The following is a 1,606-nucleotide window of genomic DNA, read 5'->3' as shown; positions in this document are numbered from 1 at the left end:
TTGGACTTTGGACAAAGCTTATCCTTTCCGCTTTGAAAAAGCGGTTATTCCGGATGAACCAGAGAGGATTTCCGAGCGCCTCAAGCCGCCTTTTTCGGGCGAGACCGGCGTTTGAACACCACCAGTTGGCGCGGACGGCGACCGGGACAGTGCCCCGGCGCCCGCCCAGGGGAATTTCCCCGCCGTTTGGGCAACCGGGCCGGTGTCCCAAGCTGCCGAATAATTCGCTCGAACTGCCGCTGCACCGGCCCCGGCCCTGGTACCGCCCGCGCGGCCTCGGTGACCGCGTAGCGCTCCCACGGTCTGGGGAGCCAGACCGCCAGGGGAGCCGCCAGCCATAACTGGATATAGGCGAGACAGACCAGCTGCCACCAGTGCTCCTCGTGCTCGACACAGGGGGTCTGATACCGGTCCAGCAGCAGCTTGGTCTTGCCAAACCGGAAGAAGTGTTCCAAGTCATAGCGCTGACCGTACGCTTGATACGCCTGGACCAGAGAGAGCTCCCGCCGCCGCGAACCCAGCACCAGCAACCACAGCGGCCGTTGACACCGCGGCTTGCCCGGCGCGTCCGTCACTGTGGCGCGGATCAGGTCGAACGAACGTTCCGGCATCGGTGCGTCGTGCTTGCCCCGCCTCCGCAGCTCCTGCCAGCGCTGCCGCTGGACCCGCCACCGTCGCCCCGGCCGGCTGGACCCGTCGAGTTCCGCCGTATCGTCCGGCCGGCCCAAGGTCTCCGCCTGCGACAGTTTGGCCGGCTCACCATCCCACAGCGGATGACCCGGTCCCGAGGTGGTGCAGGGAGGGGGTGGCCGGTACAGCGTCCGGTTGGCCGGCAGCCGCGCGATCACCACGTGCTGATCGTAGCCGCCGACCGGGCTCAGGTAGCCAGCATGGCTGTAGTGCGAGTCTACCACTTCCACGCTCAGTTCCTGCGCCAACCGGAGCCGGGGATGGGTCAATATCCCCACCACCTGTTCTACCGCCACTGCCCGTGCCTTCTTCGCCGTGGGCACCCGCTCACAGCGGAGGGGCACGACCCAAGGTGCCTCCTGCGGGCCTCGTTCCGGCAATAGGGCCAACACCGCGTAGCAGTGTCCGACCCCACTCGGCTTGTTGCCGGGTGCCGGGTTCGGGTAATAGACTACGCCGCGATCCACCAACGTCTCGGCAAAGGGACGCACCGCCGGCGTGGTATCGAGTCCCAGCAGCCAGAAGGGCCGCTCGGCTGGACGCGGCAGATCATCCGCGATCAATCCTACCCAGTCTAGCGGAGCTGCCGCCGTAGCGGCGGGTGCCGTCTCCTTACTGGACCCCCTCAGCTGTAGGTTATCCACTCCATCATGCAGGCTGCTATACTGCCGGCTAAAGGGGGCGGTGAGACTCAGCTCCACCACCGACTGGGCCGTCGTGTTCCCACTCAGACTGTCCAGTAGGTTGAACAGGGCATCTGCCCGGGAAACCAACGCGGCATACAGCCGTTGCCGGAAGTTCGCCAGAGCGCCAACGACTGTGGCTGTGATTTTTTAACATCGTTCAGTCTCCTTGGTTTTAGTCTATAACAGTCTCATTGTACGAGACTGAACGATTTTTTATCCTGTCAGTTGGG

The 1,606-nt window shown here is 64.3% G+C and carries 1 protein-coding gene; it reads right to left on the bottom strand.

All coding sequences use genetic code 11. From position 1 onward, the window contains the following. Window positions 1-80: 80 nt before the first annotated feature. On the bottom strand, window positions 81-1,463 hold the full coding sequence (locus tag AC11W3_RS21110; RefSeq protein WP_484093725.1) for a transposase: 1,383 nt from the start codon (window positions 1,461-1,463) through the stop codon (window positions 81-83). Window positions 1,464-1,606: the final 143 nt, after the last annotated feature.

The organism is Geomonas sp. (assembly GCF_056994735.1).
The sequence above is the reverse complement of the archived record's forward strand: the minus strand, read 5'-3'. Positions and strand labels throughout refer to the sequence as shown.